Raw genomic sequence first — 15,309 nt, 5'->3', positions numbered from 1 at the left:
ATACGGTTCTCGTTAATGGTATAGCGCGGTCTGCAGCCGGGAGACAGCGTCCTTCATGCCGCGCACACCGCCGAAGTGACGGGTGGCGATCTCGGAAGGACTGCCGTAGCGGTCGAAGGGCTGGACCTTCATCAGCTCGGACAGCGCATTGAATTGCAGGATGCCGCGCTCGATGTAACGGTCGAGGAGCAGCGTGAGGATTTCGCGGGCTGTCTCACCGTGCTGGGCGAACAGATCTTGCGTCTTGCGCTTGGCGGCTTCAGCACGCTGGCGGCGGGTCAGCAGTGGCGCATTCCAGGCCAGATGGCACAGCAAGTCGAACGGGTCTGCGTCAGGCTGCTCACTGCTGCTGGCCAGCTCCGCGAAGCTGATGCCGCGCTCGGTCAGCTCGCGCAGCACTTCCGCCCGGGTATCGGGGTTGGCCCAGGCCGATTGCAGTGCCTCGCGCGTCGGGTAGAGCGTGCGCACAGCGCGGCCGGAATAGTCGGTGTACTTCACCACCTGCAGCTTTTTGCCATCGGTGTCCAGGTCATAGACCAAATGGCCGATGACTTCGACTTCGCCTCCGTCGATGTAGAACTTGCGCGGTTCCGCCGGTGGTTCCGTGATGATCTCGCCGTTGCCGCCAGTGTCATCGCCCTGTTCCGTTTCGACCACGTACTCCGCTTCGGGCTCAGCCACGCCGGGCACTTCGTCTGCGGTGGTTTCGACGACCTCACCCGATTCGTCGACCGTCACTTCTTCGATGCGAGCAGGATCACCATCGAAGTCCGGATCGGCAAAGTGGCTGGTGGCCGTGCCAGTGAAGTCGATGATGTTGAAGTATTCCTTGCCGTAATCAACCTTGAGTCGCGTTCCACGGCCGACGATCTGCTTGAACTCAGAACGGGAGCCCACGACGCGCGCCAGCACCACGTTCTTGACCATCTCGGCATCAACGCCGGTGGTCAGAAGCTGAGAAGTGGTCAGGATGACAGGCGTGGGCTTGTCCACGTCTTGAAAATGCGACAGATGGGTCAGGCCGATGGCGCCTTCATCGGCCGTCACACGGCAGACGTAATCGGGATACTGCTTGACGAGATCGCTGTTCAGGTTGAGCAACTCCTGGCGCATCTCGGCCGCGTGTTCCTGGTCGACGCAGAAAATCAGGGTTTTGGCGAAGCGGTCGGTGCCTTTGAGCAGGTCGGTCAGATGCCTCGCCATCGCCCTTGTGCGGGAACGAAGGGCCACGACACGCTCGAAATCCTTGGTCTGATACTCGTCGTCGGGCACTTCGCGACCATAACGGTCCAACTCATCCTTGCTGGGCCGCCAGCCTGCAGCATCGACCGTTGTGATCACGCGATGCACGCGGTATGGGGCCAGGAAACCATCTTCGATGCCTTGGCGCAGGCTGTAGGTGTAGACCGGGTTGCCGAAGTATTCGTAGCTGTCGCGAGACTCTTCGCGCAGCGGCGTGGCCGTCATGCCGAACTGGACTGCGGGCTCGAAATAGTCGAGCACCGCGCGCCAGGCACTTTCGTCACGGCTGGAGCCCCGATGACATTCATCGATGATGATGAGGTCGAAAAAGTCGGGACGGTACTGACGGAACACATCTGCGCTGGCGGTGGTCAGCGCCTGGTAGATGCCGAAATACATATCCCGGCTTTGGCTGGTGTCGCCGCCAGCGATCTTGTGCCGAGCGTCCCCAAAGGGTGCGAACATCTTGGCCATCGGGTCGTCCACCAGAATGTTGCGATCAGCCAGAAACAGGATCTTGGGGCGGCGGTACTCCCCAGTCCGGTTCCAGCGGCTGTTCCACAACTTCCAGCAGATCTGGAAAGCGACGCAGGTCTTACCGGTGCCAGTGGCCAGGGTGGCCAGGATGCGTTTCTGCCCGAGCAAGATCGCTTCGATCACCCGATTGATGGCGATCTGCTGGTAATAGCGCGGCACCTTGCCGGAGATCAGATTGAACGGCTCCAGCACATGCGCAGCGGCGTCTTGGGGCAGATGGCTGGCGGCTGAGAGGCGGGCAAACAGTTCATCGGGCGTGGCATAGCGATCCACCTCGCGCTCGGTGCCGGTGGTGTAGTCGATCTCGATGATGCGGTGGCCGTTGGTGGCGTAGGCAAACTTGAGGCCGAGGATCTCGGCGTACTCACGAGCCTGCTGCACACCGGTTTCAGCGGGGAGACCAATCTCCTTGGCCTCCACCACAGCCAGGGGATAGTCACGCCGGTGGTACAGCAAGTAATCGGCCCGCTTCTGTTTACCGCGCCGCACCTTGCCCCCGGCCACGATGATGCGACCGTTGGTAAAAGTGCGCTGCTCGCCAATGGAATGCGGGGCCGCTCCCCAGCCTGCCTCCACCAATCGGGGGGTGACGAATTCGCGGCAGGTATCCGCTTCGGTGATCACGCCATCTTGCATTGCCTCCCCTTTCATCTTCGCCCCTCAATCAATCAGGATCTTGAAACTTGTCGCCAGCGCCATCGGCTCGATTTCACGTACGTTCTTCTTCAGTGCCACCAAGCCATAGCTTTCCATCATCCGCAACGTGCGCGACAGATTCGGTACCTGGCGCCCGGTGAGCTCCGCCAACTCGGTCAACGACTTGGGCCGCTTGTCACGAATGAGACGCAGCAGGGATTGGTTGTCCTCCGACAGCACCGCAGCCATGGTGGCCATCGATGGAAACCAGACAGTCGGGACATCTTTTTGAGCAACTGCCCCCTGCGATTCACCAGGGCGACGAATACCGACAACACAGCGCTTCATATCGGATGTCCTGATCGGCATGGCATAAGACCCTCATCTTATCAATGTGGCACAACTGCAGCCAGATTTTGATGAACAAAGGCTTGGCTTCTTGATCGTTCAGCGCGTGAATGGTGGCGTCATCAATCAACCAAGGAGCCCCGCGATGAACACCAAAACCACCGCCCTCGACACCTATCTCGCCCGCGCCGCAGCCATCCACAACAAATTGACCCGGCTGCGGCAACTGGCCGACGACCACTTCGGTCACGACCCGGCCACCATCCACTGGGGCCAAGTGGGTGACCTCGGGCGGGTAGATCAGGCGCTGGATGACCTGCTGGCAATCTTCGACAGCCAGGCCAAGTGAGGGATGCGGTCATGGACACACTGCCCAAACTCGCCCCGTCTCAAAGCCTGCTGCTGCGCACCGCTGCTCGTCGCGCTGATGGGCGCGTAATTCCGCCAGACACCCTGCGCGGCGGCGCACGGGTCAAGGTGCTGACCGCGTTGCTGCAACGTGGCTGGATCGAACCTGCCGAAGACGGCCACCTGCTGACCGACGCGGGCTACGCGGCCATCGGCCAGGAAAGGCCGGTTCGGCCGGATGACGTCCAGTCCGTGGACACCATCGGTGATCTCCAACTTCTGGAGGGCATCCCTGTGCGCCCTGGCACCAAACTCGCCGCGATAGTCGTGGCGCTGCGCCGCACCGCAGGGTGCGACCAGCCTGCAACTGATGCTGGCGACTGGCTGGCAGCCGCACACCGTGCGTGGGGCGATTTCCGGGATGCTGCGCAAGAAACTCGGCCTGAACGTGGTGCTGGCTCACAACGACACCGGCGAACGGGTGTACAGGGTGGTGTGATCTGTCGCCAAGGGTGTCCAGTTTCTGGAGGCCATTGCCGATACCCAGGCCCGTCTGACGCATCGGACACAGGTTGTCGTAACTTCCCGTGAGGCGCGCACACGCGCACGCGTATAGAGAGTTTCGTAGAGAAGTGTCCGATGCGTCAGACGGTGATCATCGCGCTTCTGCGCACGCTCACCGTTTTGCCCGGTTTTTGACCATCAAGGGGCGCACGCCCCCGCCAGTACTGACTTTTCCACGTTCACCGAATCTGGTTCGGTTGTGGGCCGATTTCTGCAATCCAGGCGGCGAATCGGCCGCAACCCCGCGCCAGCATTGAGTTTTCGTCCCTGGCCGTTTTCGTGAGGTCGGGTGCAAACCTGCAAACCCGGTACGCACCAAGGTTCGCACCTTCGCCATTCCCCAACTTCCAGCACACGCCCGCGCAGACGCGGAATTCAGCCCATCGACCCGCGCCGCCGAGTGCGAACCGCAAACCCTGCAAACCTTGTTTTCTGGTCAGACGGTGGCGCAATGCTGCGCTCGCGCCCCCCGTATTGGACTCTCGCCAGGAAGGACCCCTTTTGCCTGGGGTATGGATGCGTGCGCCGACCATAACAACAGGCGGGGACCGTCACCACCGTCACAACCATCACGGCCAGGCTGGCTACTGACGCGGGCTCGTGTCCAGTTGATGAAGCCTAATACGCTCGAATCCTTGGAACATCTTTTGAGCTGACCGCTGCAAACGTTTGAAATCAACCCAGGTCTCCGGGTCTGGCTCTGCACCTGCCTTGTAGGATGAATGTGCGCCGTCGGGGTAGCGAAACACCGTGGATTTCGGGTCAAGCCGGTCGAATTCTGCGATCCGATCAAGAAGCCAACCAACCTGATCTGCCGGATATCTGCTCTCGATATGTGGCTTCAAGGACTTCGCCAGATCACAGAGCCTGTGACCGTGCCTTTCATTGGGCATGAGCGCCTTCAGATACAACTCAAGGGCGTGCCGATAGCAAAACAGGATCGGATAAGCGGCCTCCCATGATTCGCGCCGCTCGGCCGCAGTAGCCAGAAGCCGGTCGGCTGCATCGGCAAATGCACGGGCCACTTCGAATTCATTCATGCCTCCCGCGCCGACCGCGAACGTCCCAAAATGGAAATCGGACTCCCCGAGTTCGTCTGGTGGCTCAGTAAAGATGTTGTGCTGATCTCTGCTCATTGCTTGCCCCTGACTGTGGATATTGAGACGGCAGACTGGGTTGCTCGCCCGGTGTGACGTTGGTGATGGTTGTGACGATCACCACCTATTGTTTACACCGAAGAAAGCGCAGATCTACCCTCTGCAGGATCATCACACAGGGCGCACAGTGACGGTTCGTACTGAGCGATGCGGAACCAGCACGGATGAACGTGGACTGCGCTGGACCACCCTCGGTAGACTGATGGGTAATGAATCCGCATCTACTCACCCTGGCCCTGACCACACCGCTCGAACAACTGCTGGAGTTGCCGAACGCGGTACGCATTGCCGCCTGCGCGCGAGAAGATTTGCAGCGTTTCAGCGCCGAGCAGTTGCAGCAGATGTTGTCCGGCGTGGACGCCGCCATCACCGATGCAGTGGCATTGGCACAGGTCAAATATGGTGGTGCGTTGGTCAACCGGGATGAACAGCGCGACTTGGACTGGTTCATCGAAGTCACCAATCAAGCCGAATGGCCCTACCTTAGGTTAGCCACTGCAACGGATCGCGATTACCTCCGGCTCTTGGCGCTCTACAAGTTGGGCGTGGTGATTGAGGCCACGACAGATACCCCGCCAGGGATCATCATCAGGGCTGCGGTCGATGCGCTGATGGAATCATTGGAGTCCTTGGTGCTGGCCGATTTGCTGCCGGAATCACCAACGACTGAGCAGATCATTGAAGAGGCGTGGAAGGCGGGGATCACGCCAGAACCCATTGCTGACGACGAAGTCCGCAAGGCGCAAAGCCAAGCTGGCAGGCAGGCGGCTGATGCTCGTCATGCCAGCAACCGGGCTGCCAAGAAAAAAGCCCTGGAACTGTTTGCCTCGAATACCTACCGCACCAAGGAAGAGGCCTACCGCATCATCGGCGCGCAGGTGTGCAAAGCACCGGGCACGATCAAGAATTGGATCGCAGGCATTCCGAAAGACCTACCGTCCAAGTAGTCGACCTGCAAACCTTCACGCTGCGCGCAGCGTGATCATCGTGCGCGCACCGTGTCTGTGAATGCCGATTCTTGAGGTATTCAATACAGAGCATCCCGAAACGACCACGGATGCTCACCATGAACCAACCTCGTCCCGCCCTGCCCGAAACCGGCTTTGTACGGTTGCCGCAGATTCTGTCCCTGATCCCCATCAGCCGCTCGGCTTGGTGGGCGGGTATCCGGGAAGGCAAATTCCCCCAGGGTATCAAGCTCGGCAGCAAGACCACGGTCTGGCGCGCTGAGGACATTCGCCATCTCATCGAACGCTCGCGCTGATTCGGGCGGTGACGATGAGCGCGGCCATCCCTTCTCCGGACGGAGCAGTAGACAACGACCGTCACCACCATCACGACCATCACACGGTCGAGGTGGCTGGCGAGGCGGTGGTCGTTGATGACGTCAGTGGCGAACCCAGCCCCACGCCGGATGCCGATCCCATCGCGGTGATCGAGGCGGCGCTGGTCCGTCTGGTGGATGACGTGGGCGTGCTGGCCGAAGACGACGTGGTGCGTGCCTTCTCGATCCTCAAGGCCACGGACCTGCCCACCTACCTTCGCCTGCGCCACGCCGCCAAGAAAGCCAATCACGGTTGTTCGGTGACGGTGCTCGATAAGTTGGTGCGCGCCGAACTGCCTGCCAGTGATGACGACGCCAGCGCGCTAGATGAACTGGTCGCCCTGGCCAGGGCGCAATGCCAGTTGCACCACGACGCCGATCGCAACGCGGTGGCCGTCATCCCGATGCCCAATCGGCGCGAAGTCTGGCGCGTGTATTCCTCCGGCTTTGAGGACTGGCTGCGCGCCGCCTACTGGCGTGCCAAGGAAATGGGCGTGCCAGAGACCACGATGAAGTCGGCGCTGGCGACGCTCGCCGCCGCAGGCATCAACGATGGCGAGGAGATCGAAGTCCACGTCCGCGCTGCCCGCTGTGACGATGGCTACCTGATCGATCTGGCCGATGAGCAGTGGCAGGCCATTCACGTCACCCCGCAGGGCTGGCGCGTGGTCAACGAGTCGCCGGTGTACTTCACCCGCACACCCTCGATGCGCCCGCTGCCGATGCCGGTTGTTCATGGGGATGTCGGCTTGCTTTGGCAGCACACCAACATCCCGGCACACAGCCGCGTGATGGTGCTGGCGTGGTTGCTCGACTGCTTCCGTCCGGACACGCCTTTCCCGGTACTGGAGCTGGTGGGTGAACAAGGCTCGGCCAAATCCACCACGCAGTCTGTGCTGCGCAGTCTGGTCGACCCCAACAAGGTGATGCTGCGTGGCCGCCCCAAAACGGTGGAAGACGTTTTCGTCGCCGCCGCCAACAACTGGCTGGTCAGCTACGAGAACCTCTCCGGCCTCACGCCCGAGCAGCAGGACGCCTTTTGTACCCTGGCCACCGGCGGCGGCTTTGCCTCGCGCCAGCTCTACACCAACGGCGAAGAGCACGTGATGGAAACCAAGCGCCCGGTGGTGCTCAACGGCATTGCCGTGGTCGCTACGCGGCCGGACCTGATCGACCGGGTGATTCACATCGATCTGCCGACCATTGCCGCCGAAGCCCGGCGCGACGATGCCGACACACATTCGGGCTGGGAACGTGATCAAGCCACAGTGTTTGCCGGGCTGCTCGATCTGTTCTCGGCGGCCCTGTCCATCCTGCCCACGGTCAAGCTCACCCAGAAGCAGCGCATGGCCGATTACGAGCGTCTGGGCGAGGCGGTGGCCCGCGCCCTCGGCTTTGCCCCGGGTGAATTCCAGCAGCAATACGCTGAGCTCGTGCGTGCGGGCATCGACCGGGCGCTGGAGAGCAATGCCGTCGCGCAAGCCCTCGACAAGTACATCGCCGAGCGCGTGCTGCCCATCAACTGGCAAGGCACCGCTGGTCAGCTCTACGACCTGCTGAACACCCACAGCATTCCGGATCGCAGCAGTTGGCCTCGCTCACCCAAGGGCCTGTCGGATCAGTTGCGCCGCATCGCCCCGGCCTACCGCGCCAAGGGCATCGACATCACGCATCTCGGCCACAGCCGCGAGGGGGCGCGCTGGCGCATCGCCCAGATCCGCACCCAAACCCATCCTGCCACGCCACCCGGCATTGAGGGTGGCACTCGATATGGAGCTCACCGTGAGTAATTCCAACTTGCATCCCATCTGGGCGAAAGCCCTTGGTCTTCGGGCCACTTCGCCAGCGCCGCCGCCAGAACCGGACGTCGCCTCGGTCCATTCACCTGATGCGGATGGCTGGCAGGTCATCAACGCCGTCACACCGCGCCCCGGTGCGCCCGTCGCCGTCAAGAAAAAGCTCGGTCCACATCTGTGGATCAGCGCCACCGTTCGTCCGGGTGACCCGCGTTACCCGTCCGCCCTGCAAGCCTGAAACCGCAACCCTTTGGAGCCATCATGAATCTTATCCCTCAACTCAAAACCGCCATCAAGAAGTCCGCCAAGCCATCCGTGGCAACCACCGAGCCACCTGCTCCGGCACCTACGGGCCAGTCCGCCGATGAAATCTGCGACCTGGAGGCTCTGGCTGGAATGCTGCAGCAATTGCAGACCCGCAATCAGCAATACCAGCGCGCCATCGATGCCTTGGTCGCCGCGCGCCGTGTCGTCAATGGCTGGGACCCGAAACCCGAACCGGAACTGACCTGGTCGGTTCGCCGTGACGTGCTGGCGGCGATGGGCGACGTAGAAGCCTTGGCGCGATTCGACCGCGACCACGCGCAAGACCTTGAGGCCGAACAGGCGGCGCGACACGCGGCCACCCAACAGGCGCTGGAGGCACCGGCACGGGTCAAAGCCCTGGAGCAGTACATCACCGAGCTGGCAGCCGAAATGGCGCGCGATGTGGACGAGGGCTTCATCTTTGAGGAGATGAAACGGCTGTTCCAGCCCAGCGCGCAGCGAATGCTGGCAGCCGCAAAGGCCTTCGTGCAGGCTTGGCGGGAGATGAGCACAGTCGAGTCGAGCCTGAAGAGCGCCTTTCGCTTGACGCACTACAGCGTGCAGGGCGACCGCCGCAGCGGCTACGAGATGACCTTGATCGGCAAGGCCAACGATGATGATTTGCTGCCCAACCTGATCGAGGGCGTCGCCTATGACGATCTGGTGGACCTGAATCGCCAGTTCCGTCGCGGTGACGATGCGCTGTCGCACCGGATCTCGCAGCGGCTGCGCGAGGCCGGAATTCCTGCAGGGATGCTGCGTGTGTATCACCCTGGTGGTGCCAGCGACGACCGACAGATCTACGCACCCGACCCGAACCCGCCGCGCAAGCGTCCGCCGGAGTCCCCCTTCGGCGGTTCCACCGTGGTCACGATCCAGACCTGAGACATCGGCCCCACAGGCGAATTGGGTCCTTCCCCGCCCATTCGCCATACGGGGGGCGCAAGCGCGCTGCCCCGCTACCGACAGCCCCCGAAACAGGGTTACCAGTTACCCCCCCGGTTACCGCCCGGCACCGCGCCGGGTTACCACCCTCAAGGAAATGCGATGACCACCACGACAAACATCACAACCAGCGGCAGCGCCGCCCCCATCACCAGCCAGCGGCTGCCCCAGTGCAACCCGGAGGTCGAGCAGCGTGTGTTGGGTTGGCTCAATAGCGGCCAGCTTCTGGCCTGGATTCCAATCATCAGCCAGCAGAACTTCCCCGACACGCCACCCGAGGTCTTGGCGTTTGTCGATCAATACCAGGAAGAACTGCGCTGGCCCATTCGCCAGCCCCAAGACCTGCTGAACCTGCCCGAAGGCATGACCGGCTGGTTGCTGCCCATCGATGCCAACGACACCGATGTGGCCTGCGGCGTGTGGGATGGTCAGGTCTACATCCTGGGCATCACGGATCAGCGCACCGGCAAACCACAGACCTTGCTCGGCGAGCGTGACGAAGGCGCGACAGATGCTGCCAATCAGAGACTGGTTTGACTTGGCTTCTGGTCGCCACAGCGCGTTCATGGAGGTCCGCAAACCCCTCTCGGAGAAATCAATGAGCACCCACCCAACCCTGCGCGTGCAGGTCACCGACACCAACCAGCGCCCGCGCGGCGTGATGACCATCGACGCCGATTTCGATCACCTCGGCCCCTACCGCGTGCAGCACGACGAGCGCACGTATTGGTTCACCGGCAAATCCGGCACCCACCGCGCTAGCGGTTTGGCCACGCGCGAAATGGCCACCGCTGACGATGCACGGCTGTGGATCACCCTGGGCGGCACCGCCATCTGGGAGGACTGAGGATGGCTGCCGAACAGCAACACACCATCTCAGCCCAGTTGGCCGCGTTGCCCTCCCTGCCGATGGTAGAGCTCTGGGCGCTGTGGGATCAGCATTTCCCAAAGCGGCCCAGCCACCGCAACCGCAATTACGTCGAATCGCGTCTGGCCTACCGCATCCAGGAGCTGGCCTACGGCGCGCTGCCCACCAACATCCGCAAGATGCTGGTGGAGGCCGGGGCCAAGCATTCCAGGATCAAAACTGCCACTGGACGCAGCACGCAAACCCTGCTGATGCCCGGGACCACGCTGATCCGCGAATGGGATGAGCGCCAGCACCGCGTCACCGTCACGCCCGATGGGCTTTACGAGCTCAACGGGCAGGTGTTCAAGAGCCTGTCGGCGGCGGCGCGCCACATCACTGGCACGCAGTGGAACGGGCCGAAGTTCTTTGGCCTGCGTGATGGCAAGGGGGCTCAACAATGAACGCGCCGCTGCTCGTGCCACCCAAGCGCTGTGCGGTGTACTGCCGCGTCTCCAGCGACGAACGCTTGGACCAGTCCTTCAATTCCATCGATGCCCAGAAGGAAGCCGGGCTAGCCTTCATCAAGAGCCAAAGCCACGAGGGCTGGATCGCGGTGGCCGATGACTACGAGGATGGCGGTTTCTCCGGCGGCAACATGGAACGGCCTGCCTTGCGCCGCCTGATGTCGGACATCCAGATGGGCAAGGTCGACATCGTGGTGGTTTACAAAATCGACCGACTGTCGCGCTCGTTGGCCGATTTTGCGCGAATGGTGGATGTGTTCGACCGCCACCGCGTCAGCTTCAGCGCCGTCACACAGCAGATCAACTCGGCCACGTCGATGGGCAGGCTGATGCTCAACGTGTTGTTGTCGTTTGCGCAGTTCGAACGCGAAGTGACCGGCGAGCGCATCCGGGACAAAATCGCTGCCAGCAAGGCCAAGGGAATGTGGATGGGCGGGCCGCTGCCGCTGGGGTACGACGTTCGGGATCGGCTACTGATGGTGAATGAAACGGAAGCCACGCTGGTGCGCCGCATCTTCGACGACTTCGTGACCGTTCGCTCGGCCACGCTGATGGTCAAGGCCTATGGTGCGGAAGGCGTGGTCACCAAGGGCGGCAAGCCCTTCACCAAGCAGACCATCTACAAAATGCTGCACAACCGGATGTACCTGGGCGAGATCGTCCACAAGGGGCAGAGTTTCCCGGGCCAGCATCAGGCCATCATCACCCAGGCACAGTGGGATGCGGTGCACGCACTGATTGCAACCGATGGCATCGAACGGCGGCGCGAGACGAGCGACCGCCAGAGTGAGCCGGTGTTACTGCGCGGCCTGCTGTTCACGCCCGATGGCGAACGGCTTGTGCCGAGTTACACAGTCAAGAAGGGCAAGACCTACCGCTACTACACGCCGATCAAGCATCGGCGCTTTGGGGCGTGGGCCAGCCAGCACGGCCCTCTACCAGCAGCGCCCATCGAGGAGTTGGTCATCCAGCAGATCGTGGCGGCGCTGTCGGCTCCGCGCGTCGTGCAATCGGTGTGGGACCGGATGCAGCAGATTCGGCCTGATCTGACCGAACCCCAAGTGGTGCTGCCGATGCGCAATCTCGCCAGCCTGTGGCCGCAGCTTTTCCCCGCCGAACAATGCCGACTGGCGCAGTTGCTGATCGAGCGTGCGGTGATTGCCGATGGCGGGCTGGAAATCATCTGGCGCGATCAGGGCTGGCAGGAACTGGCCAGTGAGTTGCTGCCAGGCACCATTGGCGCGGAATTGCAGGAATGGGAGCAGCAGGAGGTGGAGGCATGAAGCCGAAAGTGCAGGCTTTGGGCGGCCCCATCGCCCGCGAATGCCGGGATGGCGGACAGGTCAAGCTGTCCACCTTCATTCCCCTGAAGATCAGGAAGCGCGGTGCCAGCAAGGTGGTCGTGCGGCCCGACGGTCAAGTCGAGGCACCGGGCAAGGTGGCCACGCAACACGACCAGCCCTTGCTGGTGGCCCTGACGCGGGCCTTCTACTGGCAGCAACTGATCGACGATGAGGTGGTTGGCAGCGGCAGCGAAATCGCCCAACGGGAAGGCCTGCACCACTCGACGGTCAACGAACTGCTGCGTCTGACCTTGCTGGAGCCCGCCATCATCCAGCGCATCCTGGCCGGTCAGCAGCCCCGATGCATGAGCCTGCTGTGGTTCCAGCGGAACCCGCTGCCGACTGACTGGGTGGCGCAGCGTGAGGTGGTCACGGCGTTCGATGCGTAACGAGGGCCGTCGTCCTTCAACCCGCTTCAATCGGTGGATGCAGGTAACCACTTGATACCCGCCACCCCTAGGTTTTTCTGGGTGATGTGGGTGCTGAGGATCGGCACAAGGGTCTGCACATTGGTTTCAAAGCTGTGCTGCCACATGGCTTGCAGTTTCTTCAACGCGTTTTCATTCCGGTAGATGCTGCCGTCCCAGTCGATGACCATCATCGCCACGTCACCGTCGTCGGCCAGCATGCACAGCAGGGCGTCATCGGCATCCTTGTTTAGCGAGGCCTTGAGCTCGTCCTCATAGTCGGCCAGAACTTCAACGTACAGGTCGATGCTCAGTGGGCCCTGCCCAGACAGCGCAGACTGCAGATCGGCGGCAATTTTCTTCTGGTTGGTCATCGTCGACATTTTCGCTGCAAGGGTCCTGCTTGCCCGCAGCGGACCGAATGGGCTACCCAGTGGGAGGTCGCGACGGGGTTTGATGCTTGACCGGTGGTCTTGGTTGACGGTGAACCTGTGCGCGTAAGTGGTTGATTTTGCTAGACCACGATCTGCGCATACCCGCAGGCCAAACGGAGAATAGAGACGGCTCTGGCCGAGAAAGTGGCCGATTTCGGGCGTTTCGGGTGAGGGCCGCCCGCAGCACTGATAGCCGGAACCCCGCGCGGCGTGGGGATTTCGGGCAAGAAAAAGGGCCCGGAGACTATCCGAGCCCTTGTGTATGGTGGTGTAGTTCCCCACTACAGGAAACCGCCCTGCTATAGAAGCAGGGATACCGTGGATGTAATTGTACATCATGCGGAAGTCCGGGGAAAAAACGAGCGCCCCCACGCACTTCCTCGCTGGTTCGGGCTGTGACGGTCTGCGGTTCGATCTCCAAAATGGGAACCAAACACGGCTGCATGGAGCTGTTCCTGTTTTTCGTCGAAATCTTGCATTGGACGAATAAACGGAACATACTCCCACCATGCTCGCCGACACCCACACCCAGCGCGTCCTCGATCTGGCCAACCAGAAGGGGCTGCTGCGCGCCAGCGATCTGGACGCCATCGATGCGCCCCGGGTCGTCCTGACGCGCCTGACCGCCGCTGGCGTTCTGGAAAGGGTCGGACGCGGGCTGTACCGCCTGCCGGATGCGCAGGGATCGGAATTCGAAAGTCTCGCGACCGTCGCCACCAAGGTGCCGCAGGCCGTGTTCTGCCTGCTCACGGCGCTGCAATTCCACGAGCTGACCACACAACTGCCGCGCCAGATCTGGATCGCCATGCCGCGCGGCAGCCACGTGCCCCGGATCGAATATCCGCCGGTCAAGATGGTTCAGATGACCGGTGACGTCTACACGGCGGGCGTCGAGGAGCACCTGCGCGACGGGGTGAAGCTGCGGGTGTACGGCGCGGCCAAGACGGTCGTGGACTGTTTCAAACACCGCAACAAGGTCGGCCTGGACGTGGCGCTGGAGGCGCTGAAGGACGTTCGCGCCAAGCGCAAGGCAACGGCGGACGACCTGTGGCGCTACGCGAAGGTCTGCCGCGTGGCCAACGTGATGCGCCCCTACCTGGAGGCCGTCGAATGAGCAACGTCGCGGCTTCCGTGCGCGCCCGCCTGCTCAACGTCGCCAAGGCGCAAGGCGTCGACTTCAATCAGGTGCTGGTGCGTTTCGCGCTGGAGCGCATCCTCTATCGCCTGAGCCAGTCCGAGCACGCGGATCGCTTTCTGCTCAAGGGTGCGCTGCTGTTCACACTCTGGTATGACATGCCGCACCGGGCCACGCGCGATGCCGACCTGCTGGGCTTCGGTGCGAGCGATCTGGAATCCGTGGCCCAGACCTTTCGCGACATCGCCAGCGTCGCCGTGGACGACGGCATCGTGTTCGATCCGGCCTCGGTCGTCGCAGAAGAAATTCGCAAGGACGCCGGATACGCCGGGGCGCGCATCCTCATCGGTGGCGAGCTGGCCAAGGCGCGATGCAAGACGCAGATCGACGTCGGCTTCGGCGATGCGGTCACACCGGCTCCGGTGGACTCGGTCTATCCGGTGTTGCTGGATGACCTGCCTGCGCCTCGCCTGCGCACCTATCCCGTCTACACCGTCATCGCGGAAAAGCTCCACGCTATCGCGCTTCTTGGCATGACCAACAGCCGGATGAAGGATTACCTCGACCTGTCGGTGCTGCTGGAGCGCGAATCCCTGGACATCGATCTGCTGGCGCAAGCGGTGAGGGCCACTTTCGAGCGACGCGGCATGGCCGTGCCCGCGGCACTGCCGGTCGGCATGACCGACGAGTTCGCAAACGACACGTCGCGGCAGGCGCTGTGGCAGGCATTCCTCAAGAAGAACGAACTCGCCCCCGAACCCCTGGCCGCCATCGTGGTTCGACTGCGGGCGGCCCTGGAACCAGCGTTGCACCGGGCTGCCCGATGATGGCTGCCCCATAGGCGCGACAAGCACGGCGCGCCTTTCGCCACGGTCGGTTGCGGCTTCCATGCGGATTTTGCATGGAGACCACGACGATGACCCAACACTGTGCCTGCTGCGGCAGACCTTTCGAAACCCGCCCGCAAGTTCCCGATCAAGCCTACTGTTCAGCGCCCGACTGCCAGCGTGCCCGCAAGCGCCAGTGGCAACGGGCCAAGCTCCAGTCCGATCCCGACTACCGGGTCAACCAGCGCGCCGCCCAGCAGGCGTGGTCACAGCGCAATCAAGACTACTGGCGCAACTACCGCGACGAGCAGCCCGAGTACGCGCAGCGCAATCGCGAGCAGCAGCGGCTGCGTGATGCAAACGCGCGGAATCAGGGGGCTGAAGTCGATCTTGCAAAGATGGACGTGTGCGACTTGCCGACCGGCCTGTACCGCATCACGCGACACCCAGCTTTTCCGAGGGAAAACGGCGATTCGTGGATCGTCGAGATCACGCCGGTCTGCGTGTCGTGTCCGTGCAAGATGGACGTGTCAAGAGAGGACTTGATCGACACCCTGGCGATCCGCCCGTAACGTCGACCCCAAAC

Annotated in this window: 19 protein-coding genes; 15 read left to right on the top strand and 4 right to left on the bottom strand. The window is 62.3% G+C overall.

The features are described from left to right. Positions 1-12: 12 nt before the first annotated feature. Together hsdR and AC3WQA_RS05060 are read right to left on the bottom strand one after the other, a co-directional pair. Complete coding sequence (gene hsdR / locus AC3WQA_RS05065) at positions 13-2,403, bottom strand: EcoAI/FtnUII family type I restriction enzme subunit R (RefSeq protein WP_492673995.1); 2,391 nt, start codon at positions 2,401-2,403, stop codon at positions 13-15. A gap of 36 nt (positions 2,404-2,439) precedes the next feature. Further along, positions 2,440-2,763 carry an HVO_A0114 family putative DNA-binding protein gene (locus AC3WQA_RS05060; protein WP_487968101.1) on the bottom strand — a complete coding sequence of 108 codons (324 nt, stop codon included), beginning with the start codon at positions 2,761-2,763 and terminating at the stop codon, positions 2,440-2,442. Positions 2,764-2,908: 145 nt separating this feature from the next. On the opposite strand from AC3WQA_RS05060, the gene AC3WQA_RS05055 reads away from it, so the two are divergent. Continuing rightward, a complete protein-coding gene (locus AC3WQA_RS05055; RefSeq protein WP_492673994.1) occupies positions 2,909-3,112 on the top strand; it encodes a hypothetical protein in 204 nt (67 codons plus the stop codon). 11 nt (positions 3,113-3,123) lie between these two features. After that, positions 3,124-3,702, top strand: a complete 579-nt coding sequence (locus tag AC3WQA_RS05050; protein WP_492673993.1) for a hypothetical protein — start codon at positions 3,124-3,126, stop codon at positions 3,700-3,702. Positions 3,703-4,259: 557 nt separating this feature from the next. On the opposite strand, the gene AC3WQA_RS05045 is transcribed toward AC3WQA_RS05050, so the two are convergent. Further along, positions 4,260-4,811: a hypothetical protein gene (locus AC3WQA_RS05045; protein ID WP_492673992.1), complete on the bottom strand. Its 552-nt coding sequence runs from the start codon at positions 4,809-4,811 to the stop codon at positions 4,260-4,262. 230 nt (positions 4,812-5,041) lie between these two features. On the opposite strand from AC3WQA_RS05045, the gene AC3WQA_RS05040 reads away from it, so the two are divergent. From AC3WQA_RS05040 to AC3WQA_RS04995, 10 genes are all read left to right on the top strand, one after another. Beyond that, positions 5,042-5,779, top strand: coding sequence for a hypothetical protein (locus AC3WQA_RS05040; RefSeq protein WP_492673991.1), 738 nt, complete (start codon positions 5,042-5,044; stop codon positions 5,777-5,779). Positions 5,780-5,898: 119 nt separating this feature from the next. Continuing rightward, a complete protein-coding gene (locus tag AC3WQA_RS05035; RefSeq protein WP_492673990.1) occupies positions 5,899-6,096 on the top strand; it encodes a helix-turn-helix transcriptional regulator in 198 nt (65 codons plus the stop codon). Positions 6,097-6,110: 14 nt separating this feature from the next. After that, positions 6,111-7,946, top strand: coding sequence for an AICE element replication initiation protein (locus AC3WQA_RS05030; RefSeq protein ID WP_492673989.1), 1,836 nt, complete (start codon positions 6,111-6,113; stop codon positions 7,944-7,946). Beyond that, entirely contained in the window at positions 7,939-8,190 is a 252-nt protein-coding gene (locus AC3WQA_RS05025; protein ID WP_492673988.1) for a hypothetical protein, read from the top strand. Before AC3WQA_RS05030 ends, AC3WQA_RS05025 begins: the two co-directional genes overlap by 8 nt. A gap of 23 nt (positions 8,191-8,213) precedes the next feature. Next, positions 8,214-9,143: a hypothetical protein gene (locus tag AC3WQA_RS05020; RefSeq protein ID WP_492673987.1), complete on the top strand. Its 930-nt coding sequence runs from the start codon at positions 8,214-8,216 to the stop codon at positions 9,141-9,143. A gap of 162 nt (positions 9,144-9,305) precedes the next feature. Then, a complete protein-coding gene (locus tag AC3WQA_RS05015; RefSeq protein WP_492673986.1) occupies positions 9,306-9,740 on the top strand; it encodes a hypothetical protein in 435 nt (144 codons plus the stop codon). Between the two features lie 61 nt (positions 9,741-9,801). Then, positions 9,802-10,050, top strand: coding sequence for a hypothetical protein (locus tag AC3WQA_RS05010; protein ID WP_492673985.1), 249 nt, complete (start codon positions 9,802-9,804; stop codon positions 10,048-10,050). A gap of 2 nt (positions 10,051-10,052) precedes the next feature. Further along, positions 10,053-10,514, top strand: coding sequence for a DUF2924 domain-containing protein (locus AC3WQA_RS05005; RefSeq protein ID WP_492673984.1), 462 nt, complete (start codon positions 10,053-10,055; stop codon positions 10,512-10,514). Then, complete coding sequence (locus tag AC3WQA_RS05000) at positions 10,511-11,860, top strand: recombinase family protein (RefSeq protein ID WP_492673983.1); 1,350 nt, start codon at positions 10,511-10,513, stop codon at positions 11,858-11,860. The genes AC3WQA_RS05005 and AC3WQA_RS05000 overlap by 4 nt, the downstream gene beginning before the upstream one ends. After that, the gene (locus AC3WQA_RS04995) at positions 11,857-12,309 is read left to right on the top strand and encodes a site-specific recombinase resolvase (protein WP_492673982.1); all 453 of its coding nucleotides are present in this window, start codon (positions 11,857-11,859) and stop codon (positions 12,307-12,309) included. Before AC3WQA_RS05000 ends, AC3WQA_RS04995 begins: the two co-directional genes overlap by 4 nt. A 26-nt stretch (positions 12,310-12,335) precedes the next feature. Here AC3WQA_RS04995 and AC3WQA_RS04990 read toward each other — a convergent pair whose 3' ends face one another. Next, positions 12,336-12,701, bottom strand: a complete 366-nt coding sequence (locus AC3WQA_RS04990) for a hypothetical protein (RefSeq protein ID WP_492673981.1) — start codon at positions 12,699-12,701, stop codon at positions 12,336-12,338. Positions 12,702-13,269: 568 nt separating this feature from the next. Between AC3WQA_RS04990 and AC3WQA_RS04985 the strand changes: the two genes are divergently transcribed. The 3 genes from AC3WQA_RS04985 to AC3WQA_RS04975 all read left to right on the top strand — a co-directional run bounded on the left by AC3WQA_RS04985 (position 13,270) and on the right by AC3WQA_RS04975 (position 15,295). Then, positions 13,270-13,875, top strand: coding sequence for a type IV toxin-antitoxin system AbiEi family antitoxin domain-containing protein (locus AC3WQA_RS04985; protein ID WP_492673980.1), 606 nt, complete (start codon positions 13,270-13,272; stop codon positions 13,873-13,875). Beyond that, on the top strand, positions 13,872-14,723 hold the full coding sequence (locus AC3WQA_RS04980) for a nucleotidyl transferase AbiEii/AbiGii toxin family protein (protein ID WP_492673979.1): 852 nt from the start codon (positions 13,872-13,874) through the stop codon (positions 14,721-14,723). The genes AC3WQA_RS04985 and AC3WQA_RS04980 overlap by 4 nt, the downstream gene beginning before the upstream one ends. 74 nt (positions 14,724-14,797) lie before the next feature. Continuing rightward, positions 14,798-15,295, top strand: a complete 498-nt coding sequence (locus AC3WQA_RS04975; protein ID WP_492673978.1) for a hypothetical protein — start codon at positions 14,798-14,800, stop codon at positions 15,293-15,295. Positions 15,296-15,309 lie beyond the last annotated feature (14 nt).

Source organism: Rhodanobacter sp. FW106-PBR-R2A-2-24 (genome assembly GCF_058789615.1).
This window is presented reverse-complemented; position numbering and strand designations above follow the sequence as displayed.